Consider the following 26556-nt stretch of genomic DNA (forward strand, 5'->3'; position numbering starts at 1 on the left):
CACACCCAGTCGCGCCATGCCGGCCTCCCCGGTGTAAGCTTGATATATCAGTGAGGGGCTGACGATATGTCGCTCCCTCCGAGGGGGCAAGACCCCGCGTCGGACAGGACTTACGATGCACGCCGTGACTGCTGCCCCGTCGGACCTCGAGATCGTCGGGACGTCGCTGGCCGACCGGGCCTACGTGGCGATCCGCGACCAGTTGATCATGCTGGAGATCCGTCCCGGTGAGCCGATCGACGACGACGAGCTGGCCCGGTCGCTTGGGGTCGGCCGCACGCCGGTCCGCGAGGCCCTCAAGCGCCTGGAGGGCGACCGGCTGGTCGTCACCTACCCCCGCCGCGGGACCTTCGCCACCGGCATGGACATCACCGACCTGGCGCACATCTCCGAGATCCGGGTCCAGCTCGAGCCCCTCGCCGCCCGCCGGGCCGCCGGGCACGCGGCGCGGCACGTGCGCGACGAGCTGGACCAGCTGGCCGTCCGGATCGAGGAGCTGGACGTGAGCCGGGCCGAGCGCGACGAGCTGATGCGCTGGGACCTCGCCGTCCACCGATCGATCTACCGGGCGGCCGGGAACCCGCACCTGGAGGACGTGCTGGTCCGCTACGACAACCTGGCGACCCGGATCTTCTGCCTGTTCCTCGATCGGCTGCCCACGGTCGACCAGCACGTCGGGGAGCACGTCGGGCTGCTCCGGGCGATCGCCGCCGGGGACGCCGACCGCGCGGAGGACCTCGCCCGCGGTCACGTCGTCGGCTTCGAGCGGACCATCCGCGCGGTCCTGTAGCCGAGCGGAGGTCCCCGTCCCTCCTCCCCTCGCAGGCTCGGGGTGAGCCTCCGGACGGGGCCGGCGGAGTGCTGGCGCGTCAGCCGGCCGCCACCGCGAGGGCCACGGCGAGCGCGTCCCGCGTGGCGGCGACGTCGTGGACCCGCACCAGCGAAGCACCCCGCTGCACGGCGAGGACGGCGGCGGTTACCGACCCGGCCAGCCGCTCCCCCACCTCCCGGCCGGTCAGCTCGCCCAGCATCGACTTCCGCGACAGCCCCACCATGACCGGCGCCCCGAGGCTGCCGAACCGCGGCAGCGCGGCGAGCAGGGCGAGGTTGTGGGCGAGGGTCTTGCCGAAGCCGAAACCGGGGTCGACCACCAGGTGCGCGGGCCGGATGCCCGCCGCGACGCAGGCCGCCAGCCGCGCGGCGAGGAAGGCGTGCACCTCGGCCACCACGTCGCCGTAGCGCGGGTCCCGCTGCATGTCCGACGGGGAGCGCTGCATGTGCATGAGCGCGACCGGGATGCCGAGCTCGGCGACCGCCCGCAGCGCGCCGGGCTCGCGCAGCGCCCGGACGTCGTTGACCATGCCCGCGCCCGCCGCGACCGCGGCCCGCACGACCTCCGGCCGCGAGGTGTCCACCGACACCGGCACCGCCACCCGGGCGGCCAGGGCCTCGACCACCGGCACCACCCGCTCCAGCTCCTGCTCGGCCGTCGGCCGTCGGGAGCCGGGGCGGGTGGACTCCCCGCCCACGTCGAGGACGTCGGCACCCTCGTCGGCCAGCCGGCAGCCGCGCTCCACGGCCGCCTCGGGACGCAGGAAGCGCCCGCCGTCGGAGAACGAGTCCGGCGTGACGTTGAGGACCCCGCACACCAGCGGCCGTCCCGACCGGAGCAGCCCGGCGACCGGGTGCACCGCCGGTGACGGAGCCGGGACCGGCAGCTGATCGGTGCGCACGGGCGGTCCTCGGGAGTCGGCGGGGCAACGGGCGACGGGCGTGGGCGCCCTCCTGCACGGTCCCGCCGCGAGCCTGCGCGTGGCGGGACCGTGCAGGAGGGTCCTTCCGCTAGCCGCGGATGCGGGTCATCTCCGGGTCGACGAGCGGCTCCGCCGTCACGGTGGCCGCGATCCGGCGGTCGAAGTACTGGATCTCCACCGCCGACCCGACGCCGGCCGTGGCGGGCAGCCAGGCGTAGGCGATCGGCCGGCCCACCGTGTGCCCGAAGGCCGCGCTGGTGACGTACCCGGCCGGCTCGCCGTCGACGAACACCGGCTCGTGGCCGAGGACGACGCTGGTGCCGTCGTCGATCGTCAGGCAGGACAGCCGCCGGCGCACCGTCTCGTCACCGCGGTCGGCGACCGCCGCGCTGCCGACGAAGTCGCCCTTCTGCTTCCGGACGGCGAAGCCCAGGCCGGCCTCGTACGGGTCGTGCTCGGTGGTCATGTCGGAGCCCCAGGAGCGGTAGCCCTTCTCCAGCCGCAGGCTGTTGAAGGCCGCCCGGCCGGCGGCGACCACGCCGAGGTCCTGGCCGGCCGCCCAGAGCACGTCCCACAGCCGCTGGCCGTGCTCGGCGCTGGTGTAGATCTCCCAGCCCAGCTCGCCGACGTAGGACAGCCGCATCGCGGTGACCGGGACGCCGCCGATCGTGGCCCGCTTGGCGCGGAAGTACTTCAGCCCCTCGTTGGTGAAGTCGTCGTCGGAGACCCGCTGCACCAGGTCGCGGGCGCGCGGCCCCCACAGCCCGATGCAGCACGTTCCGCCGGTGGTGTCGCGGACCTGCACGGAGCCGTCGGAGGGCGCCTGCCGGCGCAGGTGGTCGAGGTCCAGGTTACCGTTGGCGCCGACCTGGAACAGCTGCTCCCCCAGCCGGGCCACGGTGAGGTCGCTGCGCACACCGCCGGCCTCGTCCAGCGCCAGGGTGTAGGTGACCGAGCCGACCGACTTGTCCATCTGGCCGGTGGTGAGCCGCTGCAGCAGGTCCAGGGCGCCGGGGCCGCTGACCTCGAGGCGCTTGAGCGGGGTCATGTCGTACATCGCCACGGCGGTGCGGGTCTTCCACGCCTCGGCGGCCGCGATCGGGGACCAGAACCGCGCCGCCCAGTCGTCGCGCGCCGGCGGCGCCCACTCCTCGGGGAGCTGGTCGACCAGGTGCGCGTTGGCCTCGTACCAGTGCGGCCGCTCCCAGGCGGCGGCCTCGAGGAAGACCGCGCCGAGCTCCCGCTGCCGGGCGTGGAAGGGGCTGACCCGCAGGTCGCGGGGGGAGAGCTTGGGCTCCAGCGGGTGCAGGATGTCGTACACCTCGACGAAGTTCTGCTGCGAGGTCTCCCGGACGTACGCGTCGGTGGTCTGCACCTCCTCGAAGCGGGCCACGTCGCAGCCGTGCAGGTCCAGCTCGCTGCGCCCCTCGACCAGCAGCTGGGCCACCGACCGGGCGACGCCCGCGGAGTGGGTCACCCAGACCGCCTCGGCGATCCAGAAGCCGGCCACGTCCGGGGACTCACCGATGAGCGGTCCGCCGTCCGGGGTGAAGGAGAAGATCCCGTTGAAGCCGGAGTCCACCTTGGTGCCGCGCAGCGAGGGCAGCAGCTCGCGGCTGTGCTCCCACGCCTCGGCGAAGTCCTCCTCGGTGAAGGGCAGCATGGAGGGCATCGCCGAGTCGCTGACGTCGCCCTCGGGCAGGTCGGTGAGCTCGACGGGCATCGGCCGGTGCGCGTAGGAGCCGATGCCCAGCCGGTCGCCCCGCTCGCGGTAGTACAGGTCGCGGTCCTGGTGGCGCAGGATCGGCAGCCCGGCCTCGGTCAGCTCGTCGTTGCGGCCGGCCAGCTCGGCCACCTGGCCGGTCCACACGAGCTGGTGGGCCAGCGGCAGCAGCGGGACGCGCATGCCGACCATGGCCCCGATCGCCGGCCCCCAGAAGCCGGCGCAGGAGACCACGACGTCGGCGGGGATCACGCCGTCCGCAGTCCGCACCCCGGTGACCCGGCCGCCCGCCTGCTCGATGCCGGTGACCCGGGTGTCGCCCTGGAACACCGCGCCGCGGGACTCGGCCCGGCGGGCCAGCGCCACGACGGCGCGGGATGCCTTGGCCAGCCCGTCGCTGGGGATGTGCAGCCCACCCAGGATGCGGTCGCGGTCGACCAGCGGGTGCAGCCGCACGCACTCCTCCGCGTCGACCACCTGCGCTCGGACGCCCCAGGAGGTGGCCCAGCCCTGGCGCCGGTGCAGCTCGGCGAGCCGCTCCGGCGTGGTCGCCAGCTCGAGCCCGCCGACCTGGTTGAAGCACCAGGCGCCGTCGACGTCGAGGCCGAGGAACTTCTCGACGGTGTAGGTGGCGAACTGCGTCATGGTCCTCGACCCGTTCGTCTGGAAGACCAGGCCCGGGGCGTGCGAGGTGGAGCCGCCGGTGAGCGGCAGCGGGCCCTGGTCGACCACGGTGACCCGGTCCCAGCCGCGGGCGGTGAGCTCGTCGGCGAGGTTGGCCCCGACGATGCCGGCGCCGATGATCACCACGCGAGGGGTGCTGGACATGGCGGTTCCTCTCAGGAGGTCGGGGCGGAGTCGGCGTACTCGAGGCAGGCGTCGAGCAGCCAGGTGGCGAGGTAGCCGGCGAAGGACGAGCGGACCAGGACGGCGAACTCCGCGTCGTCGTCCCGGCCGTCGAGCGCCAGCAGGACGACGCCGGCCTGGCCGAGGGTGGTCTGGGCGCTGCTGCCGGGGACGAACACCCGCGGGTGCAGGTCGATCGCGCAGCCCTTGGCGAGCACCTGGCGGGCGCGCGGACCGCTGATGCGCAGGCCGATCCGCTGGGCGGAGACGTCGACGGCGACGCCGCCGACCGGCCGCAGGACGCCGGCCACCTCGGCCTCCAGCGCCTCGGGGGCGGTGCCGGGGCTGGTGACCAGCCACTCGTCGGGGCCGAGCCAGACGAGCCGCCCGTCCCCGGCCGGCACCCAGGTGTTCGGGGTGGTCGGCAGGGCGGCGCCGCGGAGCTGCACCCCGGACGCCGGGTCGACCCGCAGGCCGGCGAGCGCCACGAACGGCTCGGCGGTGACCCGCAGGCCGTCCGGGAGGGCGTCGAGCGCGGTCAGGTACGGCTCCAGCGGGTGGCTGCGGGTGAGCAGGTCAGCCATCGCGGCGGGCTCCTTCCGGGTCGACCAGCACCGAGCCGGTCACCTCGACGGGGACGAGGGTGCCGTCGACGGGCACGTGGACGGTCTCGCCGATCCGCGACCGGCCGCCCTTGACCAGGGCGAGCGCGAACGGCCGCCCGAGCTCGGCGCTGCGGTAGCTGGAGGTGACGTGGCCCAGCATCGGCACCGGGGGCGGTGGCAGCTGGCCGCCGTCGGCGAGCTCCACGATCTGCGAGCCCTCGGGCAGCACGGTGTCCCGGTCGACCGGCAGCAGGCCGACCAGCTGCTTGCGCAGCGGGTCGGAGTTGGCCGGGCGGGCGAAGGACCGCTTGCCGATGAAGTCGGGCTTCTTCTTCGACACCGCCCAGGCCATGCCGAGGTCGTGCGGCGTGACGGTGCCGTCGGTGTCCTGCCCGATGATCGGGTAGCCCTTCTCGGCGCGGAGCACGTGCATGGTCTCGGTGCCGTAGGGCGTGATGCCGTGCGGGCGGCCGGCCTCGATGAGCCGCTCCCACACCGCGCGGGCGTACCAGGAGTTGACGTAGACCTCGTAGGCCAGCTCGCCGGAGAAGCTGATCCGGGCCAGCCGCACCGGCACCCCGCCGAGCGCGGTGTCCCGCCAGGTCATGAACGGGAACGCCTCGTTCGAGACGTCGACGTCGGGGAAGACGGCGCCGACCACGTCGCGGGAGCGGGGCCCGACCACGGGGAAGGTCGACCACTGCTCGGTCACCGAGGCCAGCCGCACCCGCAGCTGCGGCCACTCGGTCTGCAGCCACTCCTCCATCCAGTCGAGGACCTTGGCCGCGCCGCCGGTGGTGGTGAGCACCAGGAAGCGGTCCTCGGCCAGCCGCAGCACGGTGCCGTCGTCGATCACCATGCCGTCGACGCCGCACATGACGCCGTACCGGACCGAGCCGACCTTGAGGCTGCTGATCATGTTCGTGTACAGCCGGTCGAGGAACTCGGCGGCGTCCGGGCCCTGGACGTCGATCTTGCCCAGCGTGGAGCCGTCGAGGATGCCCACACCCCCGCGGGTCGCCGCGCACTCCCGCAGGACGGCGGCGTCCATGTCCTCCCCCGGCCGCGGGTAGTAGCGCGGGCGCTTCCACTGGCCGACGTCCTCGAAGACCGCGCCCTCGGCAACGTGCCAGTCGTGCACCGCGGTGACCCGCTCGGGGTCGAACAGGCGGCCGCGGTCGCGGCCGGCCAGGGCCGCGAAGGCCACCGGCGTGTACGGCGGCCGGAAGGTCGTCGTACCCGTGGCCTGGACCGGGACGCCGAGCAGCTCGGCGGTGATGCCCGAGGCCAGGACGCCGGAGGTCTTGCCCTGGTCGTGCGCGGTCCCGATCGTCGTGTAGCGCTTGACGTGCTCCATCGAGCGGAGGCCGGCGCCGGTCGCCCGGGCGAGGTCGGCCACCGTGGCGTCCCGCTGCAGGTCGACGAACGACGTGCTGCCGTCGCCGCCGTCCGGCACCCGCCACAGCGTCATCGGCGCCGACCCGGCCGGGGTGGCCTCGACGGCCGGCAGGGCCGACTGCTCCCCTGCCGCGAGGCCCAGCGCGGCCAGCGCCGCGTCCGCCACGCGCCGTCCGTCGGCCAGGCAGCCGGCCAGGTCGAGCACCCCGGCGGCGGAGCCGGCGACCGCCACGCCGTCGAGCTCCTCGGCGGGCAGGAAGGCGCCGAGCGCCTCGTCGTAGCGGAGCCGCCCGCGGGCCTGGCTGAACAGGTGCACGGCGGGGTTCCAGCCGCCGCTGACCAGCAGCAGGTCGCAGCCGATCGCGCTGCTGGCGCCGACCTCGCCGGCCGCGAGGGGGGCGACGAGGGCGTGCGTGACCCGCTCGACGCCCTGCGTTCCGGTGACGACGGCACCGGACAGGACACGGATGCCGGCGCGCTCGCAGTCCTGTCGACGCTGCGGTGAGCCCTCCGGCCGGGCGTCGACCACCGCCTGCACCCGCACGCCGGCACGGTGCAGGTCGAGCGCGGCGTCGTAGGCGCTGTCGTTGGTGGTGAAGAGGACGGCCTCGCGACCGGGCAGCACGCCGTAGCGGTGCAGGAACGTGCGGGCACCCCCGGCCAGCATGATCCCGGGCCGGTCGTTGTCCGCGAAGACCACCGGGCGCTCGTGCGCGCCGGCGGCGACGACGACCCGGCGGGCGCGGATGCGCCAGACCCGCTGCCGGGAGACGTTGCGCGGGGCGGCGGTCCCGAGGTGGTCGGTGCGCCGCTCCAGCGCGAGCACGAAGCCGTCGTCGTAGAGGCCGAACGCCGTCGTCCGCTGCAGGTGCAGGACGTCGGGGTGCGCGGCGAGCTCGGCGACCGCCGCCGCGACCCACTCCGGGGCGGGGGCGCCGTCGAGGACGTCGTCGGTGCCGAGCAGCGCGCCGCCGGCCTCGGCCTGCTCGTCGACCAGCGCCACGCGGGCGCCGGCCCGGGCGGCGGTCAGTGCGGCGACCAGCCCGGCGGGGCCGGCCCCGACGACGAGCACGTCGACGTGGTGGTGCACGGCGTCGTACCGGGCGGAGTCGGGGACCTCCGCCAGCCGGCCCTGGCCGGGCAGGCCGTGGGCGACCAGGCCGTCGTACAGCTCGACGGTGGTCGCCAGCAGCATCGGCTCGGGGAAGGGCTCCTCGATCTGCACCAGGCTGCCCGGGTCCTCGGCCCAGGCCGCGGCCACGCCGCGGGGGCGGCCCAGCTTGACGCTGGTGGCGATCGAGTGGCGGCCGGCGGCGAGCAGCGCCGAGGCGAGCGTGTCGCCGGGGTGCCCGGTGTGGGTCTGCCCGTCGAAGGTGAACTCGAGCGTGGTGCTGCGGTCGATGCGGCCGCCCTCGGGCGTGCGGAACGGGGCGCTCATCGGGTGCCCGCCTGGGTGGTGTCGGGGCGCTGGACGCGCTCGAAGCGGTAGGTGGCGGTGTCGCGGACGGCGTTGAACCAGCGCCGGCAGCCGGCCGCGTGCGACCAGCGCTCCTCGAAGCGGCCCTTGGGGTTGTCGCGGAAGAAGACGTACTGCGCCCACTGGACGTCGTCCAGGGCGGCCGGGTCCTCGGGGTAGGGCACGCCGGCCTGGCCGCCGTAGTGGAACTCGACCTCCTCGCGGGGGCCGCACCACGGGCATTCGATGAGCTGCACGGGGATCTCCTGCGGTGGGGTCAGTGGGCCACGGCGGCGGCGCCGTGCTCGTCGACGAGCGCGCCGGTGACGAAGCGGTCGAGGGCGAACGGCGCGACGTGGGGGTGCGGCTCGTCGAGCGCGATGGTGTGCGCCATGCAGTCGCCGATGCCGGGGGTGGCCTTGAAGCCGCCGGTGCCCCAGCCGCAGTTGAGGTAGACGTTCTCGTACGGCGTCCGACCCACGATGGGCGAGGCGTCGGGGCTGGTGTCGACGATCCCGCCCCAGGTGCGCAGCAGGTGCGCGCGGGCGAAGACCGGGAACAGCTCGACCGCCGCGGCCATCTGCCGCTCGATGATGGAGAACGCGCCCCGCTGGCCGTAGCCGTTGTAGGAGTCGACGCCGGCGCCCATGACGAGCTCGCCCTTGTGCGCCTGCGAGACGTAGACGTGCACCGCGTTGGACATGACCACCGTGGGGTGCACCGGCTCGAGCAGCTCGGAGACCAGCGCCTGCAGCGGGTGGCTCTGCACCGGGACCCGGAAGCCGAGCATGTCGGTGAGCGTCGTGGTGTGCCCGGCGGCGCAGAGCGCGACCTTGCCGGCGGCGATGGTGCCGCGGGTGGTCTGCACGCCGGTGACCCGGTCGCCGTCGGTCGTGAAGCCGGTGACCTCGCAGTCCTGGATGAGGTCGATGCCGGCCTCGTCGGCGCGGCGGGCGAAGCCCCAGGCGACGTAGTCGTGCTTGGCGATGCCCGCGCGCGGCTGGTAGGTGGCCCCGAGCACCGGGTACCGGATGTCGGACGAGGTGTTGACGATCGGGCAGATCTTGCGGACCTCGTCGGGCTCGACCCACTCCGCGTCGACGCCGTTGAGCTTGTTGGCCTCGACGCGGCGCACGCTGTCCCGGACGTCCTGCAGGGTGTGCGCGAGGTTGAGCACGCCGCGCTGGCTGAAGAGGATGGGGTAGCCGAGGTCCTCCTCGAGCCCCTCCCACAGCTTGAGCGAGTGCTCGTAGATCGCCGAGCTCTCGTCCCACAGGTAGTTCGACCGGATGATCGTGGTGTTACGGGCCATGTTGCCGCCGGCCAGCCAGCCCTTCTCCAGCACCGCCACGTTCGTGATGCCGTGGTTCTTCGCCAGGTAGTGGGCGGTGGCCAGGCCGTGCCCGCCGCCACCGACGATCACGACGTCGTAGGACTTCTTCGGCTCGGCGTCCCGCCAGAGGAAGTCGGGGTGCTCGGGCAGGTCGGCACCGGGGGTCCGGGGGGTCATCGGTCGGCCTCCGCCAGGTCGGGGTAGAGCGGGTGTCGGTCGGCGAGGCGGGTGACCCGCTCGCGCAGGCGGGTGAGCCGGTGCTCCCCCACGGTGGGCCGCAGGGCCTGGGCGATGACGTCGGCGACCTCGAGGAAGTCCTCGGCGTCGAGACCCCGGGCGGCCAGGGCCGGGGTCCCGATGCGCACACCCGAGCTCACCATCGGCGGCCGGGGGTCGAAGGGCACCGCGTTGCGGTTGACCGTGATGCCGATGGAGTGCAGCCGGTCCTCGGCCTGGCGGCCGTCCAGGGGCGACTCGCGCAGGTCCACCAGCACGAGGTGGACATCGGTGCCGCCGCTCACCACGCCGATCCCGGCCTCGCGGCAGTCGGCGGCCAGCAGCCGGTCGGCGAGGATCCGCGCCCCGGCGAGGGTGCGCTCCTGGCGCTCGCGGAACTCCGGCTCGCCGGCCAGCTTGAAGGCCACCGCCTTGGCGGCGATGACGTGCTCGAGCGGCCCGCCCTGCTGGCCGGGGAAGACCGCGGAGTTGAGCTTCTTGGCCAGGTCGGCGGTGGCGAGGACGACACCGCCGCGAGGGCCGCCCAGGGTCTTGTGGGTGGTGGAGGTGACCACGTGCGCGTGCGGGACCGGTGAGGGGTGCAGCCCGGCGGCGACGAGGCCGGCGAAGTGCGCCATGTCGACCATGAGGTAGGCGCCGACCTCGTCGGCGATCCGCCGGAACTCGGCGAAGTCCAGGTGCCGCGGGTACGCCGACCAGCCGGCCACGATCAGCTTCGGCCGTCGCTCGTGGGCCAGCCGCTCCACCTCGGCCATGTCCACGAGGTGGTCGTCGGACCGCACGTGGTAGGCCGCGACGTCGTAGAGCTTGCCGGAGAAGTTCAGCTTCATCCCGTGGGTCAGGTGGCCACCGTGGGCCAGGTCCAGCCCGAGGATCGTGTCGCCGGGCTGCAGCAGGGCGGACATCGCTGCGGCGTTGGCCTGTGCCCCCGAGTGCGGCTGCACGTTGGCGTACTCCGCGCCGAACAGCGCCGTGAGCCGGTCGATGGCCAGCTGCTCGACGACGTCGACGTGCTCGCAGCCGCCGTAGTACCGCCGGCCCGGGTAGCCCTCGGCGTACTTGTTCGTCAGCACCGACCCCTGGGCCTGCATCACCGCGACGGGGGCGAAGTTCTCGCTCGCGATCATCTCCAGCGTGGCCTGCTGCCGTCCCAACTCGGCGGAGATCGCCTCGGCGACCTCCGGGTCGGCGTCGGCGAGGGACCGGTCGAGCACGCGGTCCAGGACCGCCGTGGCCGGCGGAGCTGGGTGAACCTGGACGGTCATGCCGCCGTCTCCTCTGTCATGGTACGAAGCCGAAGACTGGTATATCAGTCGTCCAGCACAGTAGGGCGGGCGTCGGGCAGGGTCAAGGGGTGCGGCGTGACCGACGTGCCGCCGTCCGCGGTCGGGACCCGTCCGGTCGACGGCCGACGGTCAGCCGGGTCCTCCACCACCGGACGTCGCCGGCTGTCGAGGAGGGTCCGTCGGTCGTAGGTTGGTCAGGTCGCGTGGACCGGCCGTCCCCCCGTCCGCGCGGAGTGCTCGACACGAGCTGGAGGAACGGATGGCGACCAACCGGCCCGACCCGGGCGAGTTCCTCGAACTGGCGCAGCGGATGCTGCGCGAGCTGTTCGGCGATCCGCGGAGCGACGACGAGCCGTGGGCGCAGGCGACGCGTCGTCCGCGCGAGCGCGCCGGGATCCCGCCGGGTGACCACGAGCCCAGCGCCGAGCAGCAGCGCGAGAACCTCACGTTCGCACTCGCCACGCGCGCCGTCGAGGCGCTCGAGGACCTGGCGCTCAACGTCGCGGCGATCCGCCAGCGCCTCGAGCGCACGGACCCGCAGACCTCGGGAGCGCGACCCGAGGACGGGGGCACGACCCGGACGGAGCCGACGCCACCGGGCGGTGACCCGGGTCTCGACCCGACCTGACCGGTAGTCCGACCACGGCCCGACGACGAGGCGGCCGGGCGGCAGCGGTCCGGTCGGCAGTCCGGTGCCGGTTCCGTCCGCAACGGCTCCGAACCGTCCACGACGTGCACGGCCCCACCACCGCTCCCCCGACCGATCTCCGGACGGCGGATCGCCGAGCAGCTCAGTCGTCGTCCCAGTCGTCGTCCCAGTGGTCGTCCCGGTGCTCGTGCCAGCCGCCACCCCCACCGCCGTCCCCGCTGTCGGACAGCGCCGCCCCACCCAGGGCGCCGACGAGGACGAGGACGAGGGAGGCGACGGCGAGCACGACCGCCACGCGCGCCGCCCTCAACCGGCCGGTGGCGGCGGTGGTCAGGGAGGCCCGCACCTGCTCGACCGCGAGCGTCCCGAGCGACCGCCAGCCCGGCGCCGTGCACGCGGGCGGCGCCGGCGGGAGGTCCTCGGTCAACGGGTCCAGGTCGGTCAGGTGGACCGCGGCGAAGGCATCGGCCATCCGCTCGCTGCCCTCGTCCGGCGTGAGCAGGCCGCGGGCCACCGCGTCCTGCAGGTGCTCGACGGTGACCAGCCGGTCGGCGTCCGACGCGCGCATCCGCGGTGCCGACGTGGCCGCGCTGTCCAGATCGATCAGGGGTGGCATGGCTGCTCCTGCCCGAGTGCGACGTGGGGAGCCACAGCCTGCACCCGTGCCCCGGGGACGCGGCAGGTTCCGGCGCGCGCGGGTCCGTGACGACACGAGGCCCCGCGCGGTGGGGCCACCGTGCAGGGCCTCGTGTCGTTCCGTGCCCTCGGGCGCCCCCGGTGCTCGGAGCGGCTGCGGATGCCGGGTGTCCCGGAAGGTGGCGCCACAGCCGGTCCGGCGTGGCTCGCCGTGCCCTGCCGGACGGTCCGGACCGGATCCGACCGGCGTTCGGACCGGCGGGCGACGGGACCGGGACTCAGGCCGGTGCGGGCGCCGCGGCCTCGACCGCCTCGAGGATGAGCCGGGTCGCGGCCTCGGGCTGCGACACCATCGCGGCGTGCGAGGCCGGCACCTCCTGGATCCTCGCGTGCGCGCGCTCGGCCATGAACCGCTGGGTCGCCGGAGGGATCGCCTCGTCCTCGGTGCAGAGCAGGTACCAGCACGGCAGCGTCTTCCAGGCCGGCGGGCCCGACGGCTGGTAGAACCCGGTGCCGCTCCAGGGCCGCTGCGTCGCGGCCATGACGTCCGACGTGCCGCGGTCGACGTCGGCGGCGAAGACCGCGTGGAACTGTTCGGCATCGAGGTAGAGGTCCTGGCCCCCGTCGCCCCCGTCCGCGCCGGTGAACGGCAGGAGCCTGAGCGCGGGCCCCGCGAGGCTGCCCTCGGACGTCTCGAAGACCTGCGCGATGCTCTCGCCCTCGTCGGGCATCCACCCGCTGAAGAACACGAGCGCCTCGACCTGCTCGTTCCCGGTCGCCGCAGCAGAGATCACCGCGCCGCCGTAGGAGTGGCCCACGAGCACGAGCGGACCGGACAGGCTCCGCAGGAAGTCGGCCAGGTACCTCGCGTCGTCAGCGAGTCCCCGGAGCGGGTTGGCGAACCCGATGGCGCGGAAGCCCCGGTCCCGCAGGGCGCGGATCTGCTCCGCGAAGCCGGAGGCATCGGCCCAGGCGCCGTGGACGAGGACGATCGTCGGCTTGGTCCGGGCGGGCTGCGTGGGCATGTCAGCTCCTCGCCTGCGAGGGGGATGGGAGCAGGCAACGCTTCTCCCGCTCCCGGCGACCCGCCAGACCGTCGCGGGCCCGTCCGCGTGCTCGCCGCGCGGGATCCCACCGCGCCCGGCGTGCCACAGCTGTCAGTCGACCGCTGTCTGCTGAGCGGCACGTCGACGTCATCGGCCGGCGAGCTGCGGCGGGCCGGACGGATGGCCGGGTCGGCCACGTGGGGCAGGGGATCGATGCCGAGGACCAGGGCATGCCGCCGCCGGTAGCGCGCCCGGTCACCGCGAGGCGGTCACCCTCGTGAGCCGTCCACGGGGCACGGGCTCGCGACCGCGCACGTGGAGCTGAGACGACACGGCTACGCGGATCCGAGCAGCGCCCGGCACAGGTCCATCACGTCGACGATGCCCACGACCCCGCCGTCCCGGACGACGACCAGGTGGTGGAGCCCCGTCTCCAGCACCGACCGGGTTGCCTCGTCGACGGGTGTGTCGGGTGCGACGGTCGCCGGCTGCCTGGGGAGGAGGTCGCTGATCCGTACCGTCTCGAGGTCCTCCTCGCGCGCGACGGCCCGGGTGATGTCCCGGTCGGTGATGACCCCGAGGGGTGCCCGGAGGCTGCCGTCGGTGGTGACGACGAGGGCGCTGTCGCCGGACGTGTGCATGAGGTAGGCGGCCGCGGCGAGGTGCGCGCGCGTCTCCACGGTCGTGGTGGCCGGTCGCATCACCTCCCCGACCGTCGGTCGCCGGACCGGGTCCGCCACCGGCGTCGTCTCCGGGCGTCCGCTGGTGGACACGTCTGCTCCTTCCCGAGCGGCCCGTCGCCCTGGCGGCGGGCCACTCCGTCGGCGTCGGCCCGGCAGCGGCCCCGGGTGGCCGGCTCGCGCCGATCGGCGAGTGGGGCGACCGGCGACCCCGGCCCCCCTGTGGTCAGGGCCGCGGCAGCACGGTCAGGACCCGGATCACGTGGTCGCGGAACTCGGTCATGTAGTCCTTGAGGAAAGCGGCCAGTGACTCATCGGTGATCTCCCCGTCGTCGCGGAAGACCTCCGGCGAGTACCGGATGTAGGCCTCGGGTGCGGTCATCTGCCGTGCGTTGCAGAAGCACAGCACGCCGCGGAGGCTCTGCTGGGCCAGCGCGGTGCCGATCGCACCGACGGACGCCCCGATCACGCCGGCGGGGATGTGGTGGAAGGAGTTCTGACCCCACGGCCGTGATGCCCAGTCGATGGCGTTCTTGAGCCCTCCGGGGATGGAGCGGTTGTACTCGGGCGTCACGAACAGCACGGCATCCGACCGGGCGATCGCGTCCTTGAGGGCCAGCGCCTCGGGCGGGTAGTCGGTGTCGTGGTCCGGGCTGTACAGCGGCAGGTCGCCGATGGGGATCTCGGTGAAGCGCAGGTCCTCCGGAGCGATGCGGATCAGCGCGCGGGAGAGGATCCGGTTGATCGACGTGGAGGAGAGACTCCCGACGAAGTAGCCGACGTCGTAGCTCGTCTTCGGATGTGCCATCTGCATCCCCTCACAGCCGTCGGTGCCGCGCCCCCGGCGGAGGTCGCGGCGGCCCTGGCGCCGCTCACCGGGAGGCCGCACCGAGGGCCGTCGTCCCCCGTGGCCGTCGGTCCCGCCCCCCGGGGGCGCGTGCGGGGACGTTCGTCGCTCGGCGACGGCCGGGGCAACGGTCAACCGACCCTCGGATGCGGATCGCCGGTGCCGCCGTCCGGAGATGGCCGACCGGGCCGCGTCTGCGGCGACCCGTGGACACCACGGAGGGCGGCCACCGTCCCCAGCCGGTGCTCCTCCGCTCGATGCGCCGTTCCGGGAGCCGGTGCGACGACGAACGCCCTCGTGCCGGGACCACGGCACACGGGGGCACGGGCGCGGGCCCGGACCCCACCGGTCGATGGCCTCCCCGACCGCGAGCTGCCGGACCCCCGACGCGGGCCGCGCAGCCTCCGGGGACCGGCGCCCGGAGGCCCTCGGGTCACATGACTCGCCGGTGGCCGGGCCTGAAGGCACTAGGCGCCCCGCCGTCGGCCGGGACAGACTTCCGCGACGCGTCGGTCCTGCATCCGGTTGCCCGACCGAGGGGATCCCCGATGAGAGACCTGGACGGTTCGGGAGGCACAGCGGTCCCGGAGCTGATCGGACGGACGGCGGAGTTGCGGCTGGTGGAGAGCTTCGTCGGCCGGGCGTTCGGGCACGGTGGTGCGCTCCTGCTCACAGGCGAAGCGGGTGTGGGCAAGACCGTGCTGCTCGACGCCGTCTGCCGGATCGCCGCGACCGGAGGCGCACAGCTCGTGCGGGCGGCAGGCGTCCGGTTCGAGGCCGAGGTGGGATTCGCCGGCCTGAACCAACTGTTCCTCTCCCTGCGTGATCGGCTCGACACCCTCTCGGAGCTGCACCGGGAGGCGCTGTCGGCCGCCCTCGGCATGGGTGCCGGACCGACGGCCGGGCCACTGGTGGTGTCCACCGCTGCGCTCGCCCTGCTCCGGGACGTCGCTGAGCGTGAACCCGTGCTCGTCGTCGTCGACGACGCGCAGTGGCTGGACCGGTCGAGCGCCGGGGTCCTGGGTTTCATCGCCCGGCGGCTCGAGGGGAGCCGCATCGGACTGCTCACCGCCGTCAGGACCCCGGCGGACAGCGTGCTGCTGCAGGCCGGCCTGCCCCGGTCCCGGGTGCCGCCGCTCGACGAGCAGGCGACGACCGAGCTGCTGGACAGCGAGTTCCCCGACCTCGCCGCGTCGGTTCGCCACCGTGTCATGGCAGCGGCGCAGGGCAACCCGCTCGCACTGCTCGACCTGCCGGCGTCGATGACCGATGAGCAACGCCGCGCCGTCGTGCCGCTCCCGCGGGTCCTGCCCCTGGGTGATCGGTTGCAGGAGCTCTTCGCGCACCGCCTGCAGAGGTTGCCGGCCGTCACCCGGAGGATGTTGCTGCTCACCGCGCTCGACGGCACGGGCGACCTCCGGGCACTGCGCGACGGGTCGTCGGGGGACGGCTGGCTGGACGGCCTGGCGCCGGCCGAGCGAGACCGGCTGATCCAGGTCGAGGCGAGCGCGAACCGCTTCCGGTTCCGCCATCCGCTCATCGGCGCAGCTGCGGTCGGCCTGGCGACCAGCGGTGAACGCCGACGGGCCCACGCCGTCCTGGCCGACCTGTCCACCGACGATCCCGAGCGGCGCGCCTGGCACCTCGCCGAGGCCGTCGTCGGTCCCGACGAGCCGGCGGCCGCGCTGCTGGAGGTGGCCGCGGAGCGCGCCCTGCGCGAGGGGGCCGCCGTCCGGGCCGTCCACGCCCTCCTGCGCGCTGCCGAGCTCAGCCCGAGCGGCGCGGACCGGGCGCGCCGCCTGGCCGCGGCCGCCTGCGTCGGCGCCGACGCCGGCGGGCACCTGAGGAGCGTGCCGGAGTGGCTGGGGGCCGCCCGCAAGGCGGACCCGGACGCCGTCGGATCCCTCGAGGTCACGGTGGCCGCCGCCCATCACCTGCTCAACGGGGAGGGCGATGTCGACACGGCGCACCTCGTGCTCGTCCGCGCGCTCGACGACGCCCTCCTGCGCGGGCTCCGGGGGCGTGCGGTCGAGGAGGCGTTGCACCTGCTGGTGCTGGTCTGCCACGTCAGCGGGCGGGACGAGCCCTGGCGGCCGGTCGAGTCGGCGCTGGCCCGCCTGGGGGACGGCTCCCCGGCGGAGCTGTCGGTGTCGGCGCGGCTGTACGGGGACCCGGCGCACGCCTCGGCGGCGCAGCTCGACCGCCTGGAGGGCCTCGTCAGCACACTCGACGACGAGGTGGACCCCACGCGCGTCCTCCGCGTGGCCACCGCGGCCTCCTACGTCGATCGGCTGGCCGCCTGCCGATCGTCGCTGTGGCGGGTCGTGGAGAACGGGCGCGACGGTGGGGCGCCCGGCTCCGCCGTGAACGCCTTGGTGCTGCTGGCCCACGAGGCCTACCGCGAGGGCCGGTGGGACGTGGCCGCACGCGCAGCCGCGGAGGGGATCACCTGGAGCGAACGGCTCGGGTACCGGCTGATCGCCCTGCCGGGGTCGTCCTGCCAGGCACTGCTCGCGGCGGCCCGGGGGGACGACGAGGCCACCCGCACCTCGGCTGACGCCCTCGCGACCTGGGCCGCCTCCCGTGGGGCGGGGATGCTCGACCACTTCGCCGCCTGGGCACGCGCTCTCGCGGCGCTGGGCCGACGGGACTACGAGGACGCCTACCGGCTCACCACCACCATCAGCCCGCCCGGCCGCCTGGCGCCGCACGTCCCGGTCGCCCTGTGGGTCGCCAAGGACCTGGTCGAGGCAGCGGTGCGGACCGGACGCGCGCAGGAGGCACGGGCGCACGTCGCCGCGATGCAGCGAGCCGAGGTCTTCCGGCTGCGTCCCCGGCTCACCCTGCTCCGCGCCGGCGCCGCGGCGCTGGTCGCCACCGGAGGCGACGCGGAGAACTGCTACCGCGAAGCCCTCGCCGTCCCCGGCGCCGAGCGGTTCCCCTTCGAGCAGGCCCGGGTGCAACTGGCCTACGGAGAGCACCTGAGACGGACTCGATCGACCTCCGCTGCCCGGGTGCAGCTGGCTGCGGCCCTGGAGACCTTCGAGCGGCTCGGCGCCCGTCCCTGGGCCGACCACGCGCTGCACGAGCTGCGCGCCACCGGCCAGACGCCCCAGTCGCGCTCCGAGCAGCACCACGATCCTGCGGCGCTCACCCCTCAGGAGCACGAGATCGCTTCCCTGGCCGCCTCGGGACTGTCCAACAAGCAGATCGGCAGCCGGCTCTACCTGTCCCCACGCACGGTCTCAGGTCACCTGTACCGGGCGTTCCCCAAGTTGGGCATCACGACCCGGGCCGCGCTCCGCGATGCACTGTCCCGAGCAGCGCCTCCGCCGGTGTCCGCGGACGACTGACCTCGGTGCCCGGAGTCGAGTCATCCGGCGGATGGAACCCGCACACCTCGACCCCTTACCGTCGCGGCCGTCGTCGGGGATCGGGCTCGCGCGGGCCGGGGTGCAGTCGACTCTGCTGCCACCTCCCGCAGACGGGCGGGGAGGAGCCGTCATGGCGGTGCTGACACGTGGGTTCCGCGGGAGGAGCCAGGACCGCGGCGACCAGCGTCTGCCGCCCGGCCAGTACGACGTCGGGGACGGCTTCCCGGTGCTGTCCGCCGGACCCACACCCCGCACGCCGCCGGCCCGCTGGGACCTCACGGTCCACGACCAGACCGGCGAGCTGCGCCGGTGGAACTGGGAGGAGTTCCGCGCCCTGCCGCGCGAGGCGCTGTCGGTCGACATCCACTGCGTCACCACGTGGTCGAAGTTCGACACCCGTTGGGAGGGCGTCTCCCTCGACACCCTGCTGCAGGACGCGCCGGCCACGGCACGCCACGTGCTGGCCTCGTCCGACGGCGGCTACACCACCAACCTGCCGCTCGAGGAGCTCACGGGGGGCCGGGCATGGGTGGTGGACACGTACGAGGGGCAGCCCCTCGCGCCTGAGCACGGCGGACCGGCTCGGCTGCTCGTACCGCACCTGTACCTCTGGAAGAGCGCGAAGTGGGTGCGGCGCCTGACGCTGCTGCCGCACGACGAGCCCGGCTTCTGGGAGACCTTCGGCTACCACAACCACGGTGACCCATGGCGCGAAGAGCGGTACAGCGGCGACTGACCTGGTTGCGCGCCCGGCTGCTGGAGAACCGGCCGGAGAGCTCCCGCGTGCACCGGCTGGTGTTCGACGTGCCCGACTGGCCCGGGCACCTGCCGGGCCAGCACCTGGTCGTCCGGCTCACCGCCGAGGACGGGTACACCGCCATGCGGAGCTACTCCGTGGCCTCGCCTCCCGAGACCCCCGAGCTGCACCTGCTGGTCGAGCGCCTCGAGGGCGGTGAGGTGTCGCCCTACCTCGTCGACGAGCTGACCGGGGACGACGAGATCGAGCTGCGCGGACCCATCGGCGGCTACTTCGTGTGGTCCTCGGCCGCCGACCGCCTCGGTACGGAACAGGCGCGGCGGCCGGTGCAGCTGGTGGCGGGTGGGTCGGGCGTCGCCCCGTTCGTCGCCATGCTGGACCACCACCGTCAGGTGGACGGCGCCACCCGCGTGCGCCTGCTCTACTCCGCGCGCACCGAGGACGACGTCCTGGCCCGGGACGTGCTCGGGCCCGAGACGACGGTGACGCTGACCCGGCAGTCGCCTGCCGGCTGGGCCGGGGAGTCCGGCCGGGTCGACGCCGACATGCTGCGCCGGTGCACCTTCGGGCCGGAGGAGGACCCCCGGATCTTCGTCTGCGGCGCCACGGCGTTCGCCGAGGCCGTGAGCTCGACCCTGCTCGATCTCGGCCACCCACCGTCGTCCATCAGGATCGAACGCTACGGGAGCTCCGAGGAGCCGCCATGACCGAACCGACCGCCACCGTGGACACCACCGCTGCCCGGCGGCTCGACGGCAACGCTGCCGCCGGCATGCTCGCCGAGCTCTTCGCGGTCGACGTCACCACCGCACGTTCCCGCTGCGCCTCCTGCGGGACGACGTCGATGCTGGGTGCCCACCACCTGTACGCGGACGCGCCGGCGCTCGTGCTGCGGTGCCCGGACTGCACCGACGTGGTCCTCCGCTACGCGGTGCAGGAGGGACGCATCCTCCTCGACCTGCGCGGCGCGCAGCTGCTCACCGTCCCCGCGCCCGCCGCGACGGACGAGTCGAATGGCGCATGAAGGCGTCGCCTCCCCACCCCTAGCGTGGCGCCCTGCCCGCATCTCCCCACCCACCGCTCTCGACCAGGGTGCGGGCCGCATCGAGCGCACTGGGCCGATGGCGCCGTCGTTCCCGGGTTCCCACCAGGAGGATCGGATGTCGACGCACACCACTGACCTCTTCCTCCTCGAGGACCTCGAGGAGGTCGGGCGGACCGGTGAGCTCGCGCAGAGCGATCTGGACGCGCTGCGCGCCGTCGCGGACTGGATCACGACCTTCGTGGTCAGCCCGCACGAGGACCTCGGCCGCGCAGGGCCCGTGTGCCCCTTCGTCCCCGGCGCCCTGGAGCGCAGGACGCTCTGGCTCGCTCCCGAGCGGATCGCCGACCGGGACGTGCCCCAGGTCGTCGAGCTCGTGAACGGCTACAGGAGCCGCTTCCTGGCCACCGGACCCACTGACGGGGACGACGCGGACCACAGCGTGATCGTCGTCGTCTTCCCCGACCTGTCGGCAGATCGCGCGCGAGGCGTCTTCGACGAGGTCCTGCGGGAAGTCGCAGCCCCGTCGTACGTCGAGGACGGGATCGTGTTCGGGCCGTTCTACGAGGGCCATGCGGGCACGGCGATCCACAACACGAGCTTCCACCCGTTCCGGTCACCCGTGCCGTTCCTGTTCGTGCGGCGCGGCGTGATCGGCGACTGGGAGTTCTTCCTGGACGAACCGGACTGGCTCGACCACTGGGCCCACCGCTTCGGAGCGTCCGCAGTCCACGCGCTCGCCGAGCAACTACGCCGCTCACCCTGGCGCGCGCGGCGCGACTGACAGCCCGGCCGCTCCCGGCACCTGGACGGAGGAACGCGTCATGGAGACGCCGCACCCCCTGCTCGCCGCGATCCGCGAGGCGGTCCGCGGCCCGGGCTGGGCGCCCGGACGGCGACCCACCGGCGGGAGGATGCCGTCCCTGGACGGGGCCACCGCATGGCTCAACTCGCCGCCGCTGACGACCGAGGGTCTGCGCGGCCGGGTGGTCGCCGTCGACTTCTGGACCTACACCTGCATCAACTGGCTGCGCACCGCGCCCTACGTCCGCGCCTGGGCCGATGCCTACCGGGACGCCGGACTGGTCGTGCTCGGCGTGCACACCCCCGAGTTCGCGTTCGAGCACGACGTCGACAACGTCCGCCGGGCGATCGGGGACCGGCAGATCACCCACCCCGTCGCCGTGGACGACGACTACGGGATCTGGACCGCCTTCGCCAACATGTACTGGCCGGCCCTGTACGTCGTGGACGCGCAGGGGGACATCCGCTTCACCCACTTCGGCGAGGGCGCCTACGAGGAGTCCGAGCAGGTCATCCGGCACCTGCTCGGCGAGGCGGGTGTCGGCGACCGGCTCCCGGAACCGGTCACCGTCGACGCCTCCGGCATCGAGGCCCCCGCCGACTGGGCCGACCTGGGATCGGCGGAGAACTACCTCGGCGCCGAGCGCACGGACGGCTTCTCCTCGCCGGAGCTCGCGGCCATCGGCGCGACGCGTCGCTACAGCACCCCGTCGCGGCTGGCTCCCGGCTCCTGGGCCCTCGACGGGGCGTGGACGGTGCAGCCGGACGCCGTGCGGCTGGACGAGCCCGGCGGACGGATCGCCTACCGGTTCACCGCCCGCGACCTGCACCTGGTCCTGGCGCCGCCGTCCTCCGGGACTCCGGTCCGGTTCGGCGTGCGCCTCGACGGAGCCCCGCCGGGCCCGCACTCCGGTGACGACGTCGACGACGACGGCGCCGGCACGGTGAGGGAGCCGCGGCTGTACCAACTCGTCCGCCAACGCGGCCCCGTGCCGGAGCGCACGTTCGAGATCACCTTCCTCGACGCGGGCGTGCAGGCCTACGCCGTGACCTTCGGCTAGGCCGGCCCGCGCCGGATCCCGACCCCCGCACAGAGAGGCACAGCTGTGACCGCAGTCGCGCAGGAGACCGGCCAGGCCATCCGCCCGTTCACCGCGGACGTGCCCGAGGAGGCGCTCGCCGACATGCGCCGGCGCATCGCCGCGGCGCGCTGGCCCACCCGGGAGCTGGTGACCGATCGCGAGCAGGGCGTGCAGCTGGCGACGATGCAGGAGCTCTGCCGCTACTGGACGACCGACTACGACTGGCGCCGGTGCGAGGGGAAGCTGAACGCGCTCCCCCAGTTCGTCACCGAGATCGACGGGGTGGACATCCACTTCGTCCACGTGCCGTCGCCGCACGCGGAGGCGCTGCCGTTGATCATGACGCACGGCTGGCCCGGCTCGGTCGTCGAGCTGCTCGAGACCGTCGGCCCACTCACCGACCCGGCTGCCCACGGCGGACGTGCCGAGGACGCCTTCCACCTCGTGCTGCCGTCCCTGCCCGGCTACGGCTTCTCCGCCGAGCCGACCGAGCTCGGCTGGACCTCCGGCCGCGTCGGGCAGGCCTGGGCGGAGCTGATGCGCCGCCTCGGCTACTCCCGGTACGTCGCCCAGGGCGGCGACGTCGGCGCCGGCGTCACCGACGCGATGGGCCGGCAGGCCCCCGAGGGTCTGCTCGGCATCCACCTCAACCTGCTGGTCACCGCGCTGGCGGGCCCCCTGCCGGGCGACACCGAGGAGGAGCGTGCGGCGCTCGAGGCGATCTCGACGTTCCAGGCCAGCGGCTTCGCGTACTTCCTGGAGCAGGCCACCCGGCCCCAGACGATCGGCTACGCCCTGCTGGACTCCCCCGTGGCGCTCGCCGCCTGGCTGCTCGACCACGACACCGACAGCTACTACAAGATCGCCCGCGCCTTCGTCGACGGGCAGCCCGCGGGCAACCTCACGCGGGACCACGTCCTCGACAACATCACGCTGTACTGGCTGACCGGCACCGGCGCCTCGGCCGCCCGGTCCTACTGGGAGGACTTCGGAGTCGCCGCCCGGGCGGCCGCTGCGGGCCAGGCCCGACCGGAGGTCTCGGTCCCGGTCGGCTTCACCACGTTCCCCGGCGAGATCTGGCGGACGCCACGCAGCTGGGCCGAGCACAGCTACGCCACGCTCGCGTACTTCAACGAGGTCGACCGGGGCGGCCACTTCGCCGCCTGGGAGGAGCCGGAGCTGTTCGCGACCGAGCTGCAGGCCGCGTTCCGTCCGCTGCGCGCACCCCAGGTCCCCGAGCCGCGCCGCTGATCACCGGCCCGGCGGCGTCAGGGACGCCGGCCGTCCCTGACGCCGCCCTGCAGTTTCCCCGCAGATCGCCAGCAGAGGGGCAGGACCATGACCGCAGTCGCAGAAGAGACGGGCCGGGCCATCCGCCCGTTCCGGGTGGACGTGCCGGACGAGGCGCTCACCGAGCTGCGCAGACGCATCGCCGCGACCGTCTGGCCCGACCGGGAGACGGTCCCGGACTCGTCGCAGGGCGTGCCGCTGGCGACCATGCAGGAGCTCGCGCGCCACTGGGCGACCGAGTACGACTGGCGCAGGTGCGAGGCGAGACTGAACGCGCTGCCGCAGTTCGTCACCGAGATCGACGGGCTGGACATCCACTTCGTCCACGTGCGGTCACGGCACGACGACGCGCTGCCGCTGGTCGTCAACCACGGCTGGCCCGGCTCGATCATCGAGCAGCTGAAGATCATCGACCCGCTGGTGGACCCGACAGCGCACGGGGCGAGCGCATCCGACGCCTTCCACGTGGTGATCCCGTCGATGCCGGGCTACGGGTTCTCCGGCAAGCCGACGAGCACGGGCTGGGGCCCCGAGCGCATGGGCCGGGCCTGGGCGGAGCTGGTGCAGCGGCTGGGGTACACCCGCTACGTCGCCCAGGGCGGCGACTGGGGCGCGTTCGTCGTCGACCAGATGGGGCTGCAGCAACCGCCGGGACTGCTCGGCATCCACACCAACATGCCCGCCACCGTGCCCGCCGACGTCAACACCGCCGCACAGGCGGGCGACCCCCCGCCGCCCGGCCTCTCGGCCGAGGAGCGACGCGCCTACGAGCAGCTGATCAGGACGTTCGGGCAGGTCGAGTACGCCAGGTACATGGCTGCCCGCCCGCAGACCCTGTACGGCATCGCGGACTCCCCCGTCGGCCTGGCCGCCTGGCTGCTGGACCACAACGACGCCGACGGCCAGCCGGCCGCGGCGATCGCCGCGGCCCTGGACCGGACCACGAGCGCCACGGGCGAGCTGACGCGCGACGAGGTCCTCGACAACATCACGCTCTACTGGCTGACCGGCACCGGCGTCTCGGCGTCCCGGCTGTACTGGGAGTACCGGGGCGGCTTCTTCGACGCCAAGGGCGTCACCATCCCGGTGGCGGTCAGCGTCTTCCCCGGCGAGCAGTACGAGGCTCCGCGCAGCTGGACGGAGCGGGCCTATCCCCAGCTGGTCCACTACAACCGGCTCGACAGGGGCGGTCACTTCGCCGCATGGGAACAGCCGCAGCTGTTCGCGGCGGAGCTGCGCGCGGGCTTCCGGTCCCTGCGCGGACCCGACATCCCCGGACCGCGCCGCTGACCACGGCGCGCCCACCGTCTCGGAGGACATCCCCCGCGACGGGGCGGTGCTCCGCTGCCCGTGGGTCCCCGGTGGCCGACGGGCACGGACGAGGTCGACGGCCGAGGGGCCGGTGCGGTGCTGGTCCCCGCGGTCCGCTCGTGGCGCACGCCCGGGCCGGGGTGCCGGAGCGGCACCTCCCGCGGCGTGACCGCGACGGCCGATCACACCGGAAGGCGGTTCCGATGGCGACGGACCGGCAGGACCCCGCGGAAGCCGGCCGGCCCCGACGCGGGTCACCGGACCGGCGCCGACCCGAGCCCGACCGGCCACCGCCGTGGCGCACGGAGGGTGCCCCGAGCGGGCGAGGCGACCAGCCCCCGCACCGCCCACGCAGCGGCGGGTTCCTGTGGTGGGTGGCGGCGGCGCTGGCCGTCAACTGGGTCCTGATGTCGCTGCTGGTCCGTCCGGAGCCGCGCACCGACGTCTCGTACACGTTCTTCGTCGAGCAGGCGGACGCGGACAACGTGCAGACCATCACCGCGACCGGCAACGCGATCCAGGGGGTCTTCGACCGGCCGGTGTCCTACACCGCGGGCGAGGGGACCGCGACCGACGTCACCACGTTCGCCACCCAGCGCCCCGCGTTCGCCGAGGACGACCTGTTCCGGACGCTGGAGGACAACGGCGTCGAGGTGAACGCGACCCCTCCGGACGCTCCGCCTCCGTTGTGGCAGCAGGTCCTCCTCGGGTTCGGCCCCACCCTGCTGGTCGTCGGTCTGCTGCTGTGGTTCCTGCGGCGCAGCGCCTCGGGGCTCAGCGGGGGGCTCGGCAGCTTCGGCCGGTCCCGAGCGACCCGTCACCAGCCGGAGACCGGGCCGCGGACGACGTTCGCCGACGTGGCCGGGATCGACGAGGTCGAGCACGAGGTGCGCGAGATCGTCGACTTCCTCCGGGACCCGCAGCGCTACAGCCGGCTGGGCGCGCGGATCCCGCGGGGCGTGCTGCTCTCCGGCCCGCCGGGCACCGGGAAGACGCTGCTCGCCCGGGCCGTGGCCGGGGACGCCGGGGTGCCGTTCTTCTCCGTCTCGGCCTCGGAGTTCATCGAGGCGATCGTGGGGGTCGGCGCCAGCCGGGTGCGCGACCTGTTCGACCAGGCCAAGCAGGTGGCGCCGTCGATCGTCTTCATCGACGAGCTCGACGCGATCGGCCGGGCCCGTGGCGGTTCCTTCTCGGCGGGCGGGGTCGATGAGCGGGAGCAGACGCTCAACCAGATCCTCACCGAGATGGACGGGTTCGAGGGCAACCAGGGCGTCGTCGTCCTGGCGGCCACCAACCGCCCGGAGATCCTCGACCCGGCCCTGCTGCGGCCCGGACGCTTCGACCGCCGGGTGGGCATCAGCCCACCCGATCGGAGCGGCCGGCTGGAGATCCTGCAGGTGCACACCCGGCACGTGCCGCTCGCACCCGACGTGGACCTCGCCGGGCTGGCCGCCGCGACGCCGGGCATGGTGGGGGCCGACCTCGCCAACCTGGTCAACGAAGCGGCCCTGGCGGCGGCCAGGCACCACCGCGACCTGGTCTCCGCCGCCGACTTCGGCGAGGCACTGGAGAAGACCCTGCTGGGCAGCGTGCGCGGCATCATGCTCTCGCCCGAGGAGAAGCTCACCACCGCCTACCACGAGTCCGGCCACGCCCTGCTCGGCATGCTGACCCCCGGAGCGGACCCGGTGCGCCGCGTGACCATCATCCCGCGGGGGCAGGCGCTCGGCGTGACCGTGCAGACCCCGCAAGCCGACCGGTACGGCTACACGGAGAGGTACCTGCGCGGCCGCATCACCGGGGCGCTCGGGGGCCGCGCCGCCGAGCGCATCGTCTACGGCGAGGTCACGACAGGAGCCGAGAGCGACCTCGAGCAGGCCACCCAGCTGGCCAGGCAGATGGTCGGCCGCTGGGGCATGTCCCCGGTGGTCGGACCGGTCACCGTCCTGCCCCGACCCGGGCAGGAGCAGCCGTTCGGCCTCGACGGGGTCGCGCCGGCCACCAGGGAACTCGTCGACGAGGAGGTCCGGCGCCTCGTCGAGGAGTGCTTCGGAGAGGCGGTCGAGACGCTGCGGGGCAACCGGGAGCGGCTCGACCGGCTGGCGCACACGCTGCTCGAGCGGGAGACCGTCGACGAGGACGAGGCGTACGCCGCCGCCGGCGTCGCCCGCGACACCGCACCGGCCGCCGTCGCCCGCGGGGAGGTCCCCGGCGCCCGCCGGGCGCCGGGGCTGCCGCCCGACGCGGAGGCCGTGGCCGGCACCGGGCAGCCGCTGCTCTCCGACCGGTGACCGGGCCGCGGGTGCCGGGAACCCGGGTCCCGTGGGTCGGGCGACCGGGTCGAGGAGGACGGTGTGGCCGCCGGTGACGTCCACCGTCGCGACCGAGCCGCGGGTGCCC

General features: G+C 74.2%; 22 protein-coding genes. 11 read left to right on the forward strand and 11 right to left on the reverse strand.

The window, feature by feature from the left end:
- Nucleotides 1-124: 124 nt before the first annotated feature.
- Nucleotides 125-790 (forward strand): GntR family transcriptional regulator, encoded by a 666-nt coding sequence (locus BLR12_RS08825; protein WP_255363380.1) that lies wholly within the window; start codon nt 125-127, stop codon nt 788-790.
- Between the two features lie 79 nt (nt 791-869).
- Here BLR12_RS08825 and folP read toward each other — a convergent pair whose 3' ends face one another.
- The 7 genes from folP to glyA form a co-directional block, all read right to left on the reverse strand.
- On the reverse strand, nt 870-1733 hold the full coding sequence (folP, locus tag BLR12_RS08830; protein ID WP_218120589.1) for a dihydropteroate synthase: 864 nt from the start codon (nt 1731-1733) through the stop codon (nt 870-872).
- A gap of 109 nt (nt 1734-1842) precedes the next feature.
- Complete coding sequence (locus BLR12_RS08835) at nt 1843-4305, reverse strand: GcvT family protein (RefSeq protein ID WP_091376280.1); 2463 nt, start codon at nt 4303-4305, stop codon at nt 1843-1845.
- Between the two features lie 11 nt (nt 4306-4316).
- Nucleotides 4317-4907 (reverse strand): sarcosine oxidase subunit gamma, encoded by a 591-nt coding sequence (locus BLR12_RS08840; protein ID WP_091376283.1) that lies wholly within the window; start codon nt 4905-4907, stop codon nt 4317-4319.
- Nucleotides 4900-7764 carry a 2Fe-2S iron-sulfur cluster-binding protein gene (locus BLR12_RS08845; RefSeq protein ID WP_091376286.1) on the reverse strand — a complete coding sequence of 955 codons (2865 nt, stop codon included), beginning with the start codon at nt 7762-7764 and terminating at the stop codon, nt 4900-4902. Before BLR12_RS08845 ends, BLR12_RS08840 begins: the two co-directional genes overlap by 8 nt.
- The gene (locus BLR12_RS08850) at nt 7761-8039 is read right to left on the reverse strand and encodes a sarcosine oxidase subunit delta (RefSeq protein ID WP_091376289.1); all 279 of its coding nucleotides are present in this window, start codon (nt 8037-8039) and stop codon (nt 7761-7763) included. Before BLR12_RS08850 ends, BLR12_RS08845 begins: the two co-directional genes overlap by 4 nt.
- Before the next feature lie 20 nt (nt 8040-8059).
- Nucleotides 8060-9292 carry a sarcosine oxidase subunit beta family protein gene (locus BLR12_RS08855; RefSeq protein ID WP_091376291.1) on the reverse strand — a complete coding sequence of 411 codons (1233 nt, stop codon included), beginning with the start codon at nt 9290-9292 and terminating at the stop codon, nt 8060-8062.
- Entirely contained in the window at nt 9289-10617 is a 1329-nt protein-coding gene (glyA, locus tag BLR12_RS08860) for a serine hydroxymethyltransferase (protein ID WP_091376294.1), read from the reverse strand. The genes BLR12_RS08855 and glyA overlap by 4 nt, the downstream gene beginning before the upstream one ends.
- 280 nt (nt 10618-10897) lie before the next feature.
- Between glyA and BLR12_RS08865 the strand changes: the two genes are divergently transcribed.
- Entirely contained in the window at nt 10898-11266 is a 369-nt protein-coding gene (locus BLR12_RS08865) for a hypothetical protein (protein WP_255363381.1), read from the forward strand.
- 163 nt (nt 11267-11429) lie between these two features.
- On the opposite strand, the gene BLR12_RS08870 is transcribed toward BLR12_RS08865, so the two are convergent.
- The 4 genes from BLR12_RS08870 to BLR12_RS08885 all read right to left on the reverse strand — a co-directional run bounded on the left by BLR12_RS08870 (nt 11430) and on the right by BLR12_RS08885 (nt 14457).
- Complete coding sequence (locus BLR12_RS08870) at nt 11430-11903, reverse strand: DUF1707 SHOCT-like domain-containing protein (RefSeq protein WP_091376296.1); 474 nt, start codon at nt 11901-11903, stop codon at nt 11430-11432.
- 298 nt (nt 11904-12201) lie between these two features.
- Nucleotides 12202-12948: an alpha/beta fold hydrolase gene (locus tag BLR12_RS08875; protein WP_091376299.1), complete on the reverse strand. Its 747-nt coding sequence runs from the start codon at nt 12946-12948 to the stop codon at nt 12202-12204.
- 356 nt (nt 12949-13304) lie between these two features.
- A complete protein-coding gene (locus tag BLR12_RS08880; protein WP_091376302.1) occupies nt 13305-13742 on the reverse strand; it encodes a CBS domain-containing protein in 438 nt (145 codons plus the stop codon).
- Nucleotides 13743-13875: 133 nt separating this feature from the next.
- Nucleotides 13876-14457, reverse strand: coding sequence for an NADPH-dependent FMN reductase (locus tag BLR12_RS08885; RefSeq protein WP_091376674.1), 582 nt, complete (start codon nt 14455-14457; stop codon nt 13876-13878).
- A 587-nt stretch (nt 14458-15044) separates the two neighbouring features.
- On the opposite strand from BLR12_RS08885, the gene BLR12_RS08890 reads away from it, so the two are divergent.
- The 9 genes from BLR12_RS08890 to ftsH all read left to right on the forward strand — a co-directional run bounded on the left by BLR12_RS08890 (nt 15045) and on the right by ftsH (nt 26447).
- A complete protein-coding gene (locus BLR12_RS08890; protein WP_091376306.1) occupies nt 15045-17849 on the forward strand; it encodes a helix-turn-helix transcriptional regulator in 2805 nt (934 codons plus the stop codon).
- Nucleotides 17850-18000: 151 nt separating this feature from the next.
- Complete coding sequence (locus BLR12_RS08895; RefSeq protein ID WP_091376309.1) at nt 18001-18606, forward strand: molybdopterin-dependent oxidoreductase; 606 nt, start codon at nt 18001-18003, stop codon at nt 18604-18606.
- A complete protein-coding gene (locus BLR12_RS08900) occupies nt 18576-19334 on the forward strand; it encodes an FAD-binding oxidoreductase (RefSeq protein WP_091376312.1) in 759 nt (252 codons plus the stop codon). Before BLR12_RS08895 ends, BLR12_RS08900 begins: the two co-directional genes overlap by 31 nt.
- On the forward strand, nt 19331-19651 hold the full coding sequence (locus BLR12_RS08905) for a DUF6510 family protein (RefSeq protein WP_091376315.1): 321 nt from the start codon (nt 19331-19333) through the stop codon (nt 19649-19651). Before BLR12_RS08900 ends, BLR12_RS08905 begins: the two co-directional genes overlap by 4 nt.
- Before the next feature lie 136 nt (nt 19652-19787).
- On the forward strand, nt 19788-20453 hold the full coding sequence (locus tag BLR12_RS08910; protein WP_091376318.1) for a DUF6875 domain-containing protein: 666 nt from the start codon (nt 19788-19790) through the stop codon (nt 20451-20453).
- 40 nt (nt 20454-20493) lie between these two features.
- On the forward strand, nt 20494-21534 hold the full coding sequence (locus BLR12_RS08915) for a thioredoxin family protein (protein WP_091376321.1): 1041 nt from the start codon (nt 20494-20496) through the stop codon (nt 21532-21534).
- A gap of 45 nt (nt 21535-21579) precedes the next feature.
- On the forward strand, nt 21580-22806 hold the full coding sequence (locus BLR12_RS08920) for an epoxide hydrolase family protein (protein ID WP_091376323.1): 1227 nt from the start codon (nt 21580-21582) through the stop codon (nt 22804-22806).
- A gap of 87 nt (nt 22807-22893) precedes the next feature.
- Complete coding sequence (locus tag BLR12_RS08925) at nt 22894-24135, forward strand: epoxide hydrolase family protein (protein WP_091376325.1); 1242 nt, start codon at nt 22894-22896, stop codon at nt 24133-24135.
- A 395-nt stretch (nt 24136-24530) separates the two neighbouring features.
- Nucleotides 24531-26447 (forward strand): ATP-dependent zinc metalloprotease FtsH, encoded by a 1917-nt coding sequence (gene ftsH, locus BLR12_RS08930; protein WP_218120590.1) that lies wholly within the window; start codon nt 24531-24533, stop codon nt 26445-26447.
- Nucleotides 26448-26556 lie beyond the last annotated feature (109 nt).

Source organism: Geodermatophilus sp. DSM 45219 (assembly GCF_900104025.1).
Classification (GTDB): Bacteria; Actinomycetota; Actinomycetes; order Mycobacteriales; family Geodermatophilaceae; genus Geodermatophilus.

Bases quoted from the DNA above. Each gene is read 5' to 3' on its own strand.
- BLR12_RS08835 (WP_091376280.1), bottom strand. From the start codon at position 4,305: ATGTCCAGCACCCCTCGCGTGGTGATCATCGGCGCCGGCATCGTCGGG.
- BLR12_RS08840 (WP_091376283.1), bottom strand. From the start codon at position 4,907: ATGGCTGACCTGCTCACCCGCAGCCACCCGCTGGAGCCGTACCTGACC.
- BLR12_RS08845 (WP_091376286.1), bottom strand. From the start codon at position 7,764: ATGAGCGCCCCGTTCCGCACGCCCGAGGGCGGCCGCATCGACCGCAGC.
- BLR12_RS08855 (WP_091376291.1), bottom strand. From the start codon at position 9,292: ATGACCCCCCGGACCCCCGGTGCCGACCTGCCCGAGCACCCCGACTTC.
- glyA (WP_091376294.1), bottom strand. From the start codon at position 10,617: ATGACCGTCCAGGTTCACCCAGCTCCGCCGGCCACGGCGGTCCTGGAC.
- BLR12_RS08865 (WP_255363381.1), top strand. From the start codon at position 10,898: ATGGCGACCAACCGGCCCGACCCGGGCGAGTTCCTCGAACTGGCGCAG.
- BLR12_RS08870 (WP_091376296.1), bottom strand. From the start codon at position 11,903: ATGCCACCCCTGATCGATCTGGACAGCGCGGCCACGTCGGCACCGCGG.
- BLR12_RS08875 (WP_091376299.1), bottom strand. From the start codon at position 12,948: ATGCCCACGCAGCCCGCCCGGACCAAGCCGACGATCGTCCTCGTCCAC.
- BLR12_RS08885 (WP_091376674.1), bottom strand. From the start codon at position 14,457: ATGGCACATCCGAAGACGAGCTACGACGTCGGCTACTTCGTCGGGAGT.
- BLR12_RS08890 (WP_091376306.1), top strand. From the start codon at position 15,045: ATGAGAGACCTGGACGGTTCGGGAGGCACAGCGGTCCCGGAGCTGATC.
- BLR12_RS08895 (WP_091376309.1), top strand. From the start codon at position 18,001: ATGGCGGTGCTGACACGTGGGTTCCGCGGGAGGAGCCAGGACCGCGGC.
- BLR12_RS08900 (WP_091376312.1), top strand. From the start codon at position 18,576: ATGGCGCGAAGAGCGGTACAGCGGCGACTGACCTGGTTGCGCGCCCGG.
- BLR12_RS08905 (WP_091376315.1), top strand. From the start codon at position 19,331: ATGACCGAACCGACCGCCACCGTGGACACCACCGCTGCCCGGCGGCTC.
- BLR12_RS08910 (WP_091376318.1), top strand. From the start codon at position 19,788: ATGTCGACGCACACCACTGACCTCTTCCTCCTCGAGGACCTCGAGGAG.
- BLR12_RS08915 (WP_091376321.1), top strand. From the start codon at position 20,494: ATGGAGACGCCGCACCCCCTGCTCGCCGCGATCCGCGAGGCGGTCCGC.
- BLR12_RS08925 (WP_091376325.1), top strand. From the start codon at position 22,894: ATGACCGCAGTCGCAGAAGAGACGGGCCGGGCCATCCGCCCGTTCCGG.